This is a genomic window from Pseudomonas sp. KCJK9058 (assembly GCF_046230975.1).
GTDB lineage: Bacteria > Pseudomonadota > Gammaproteobacteria > Pseudomonadales > Pseudomonadaceae > Aquipseudomonas > Aquipseudomonas alloputida.
Map to the genome: position 1 here is coordinate 1 of NZ_JBJJLR010000126.1, position 524 is coordinate 524.

A 524-nucleotide genomic window follows, 5' to 3' on the forward strand; every position below is an offset into this window, starting at 1 on the left:
GGATGCAGGTGGGGCTGGTTGCGGACTTTTTCGGCCATGACTTCGCGCTTGACGATCTGCTCGGCCACCATCTGCGGGTAGAGTTTTTCGATTTCCAGGAACGACTGCGCGACCAGCAGCTTGCGTTCGTTGTCGACCCCGGGTTCCACGGTGCGCGCCAGCCACTGGGTCTTCACATCCTCGACAGCGGCGTTGCGCCAGGCGTTGAGCTCCTGGGTGATGCCGATGGCGTCTTCGATGACGATGGCGGCGCCACGGGGTTTGCTGTGGTTCACCAGCGGTGCCAGCGCTTGGCGTGATGCGTGCGGCGAGACGATCTGGTCGTTGTTGAACGGCTGCAGGTCCAGTAGCGCCTGCAGGTCTGTATCGTTTTGGGCCTTGAAGTCGGCTACCCAGTTCAGTTGGTCATGCTTGAGGACGTGGGGCTGTGGCGGGGCGTCGGAAGGCTGGATGAAGCGGGCGATATCGATCGTGGGCAGGCTGCTGCGGTATTCCTCGTCGAGCAGGCGGTAGTTGTCGAGCAT

At 62.2% G+C, this 524-nt stretch carries 1 pseudogene; it reads right to left on the minus strand.

Annotation, left to right across the window (positions count from 1 at the left end):
* A pseudogene (locus ACK59Z_RS25885) lies at positions 1-524 on the minus strand (hypothetical protein); the annotation flags it as partial.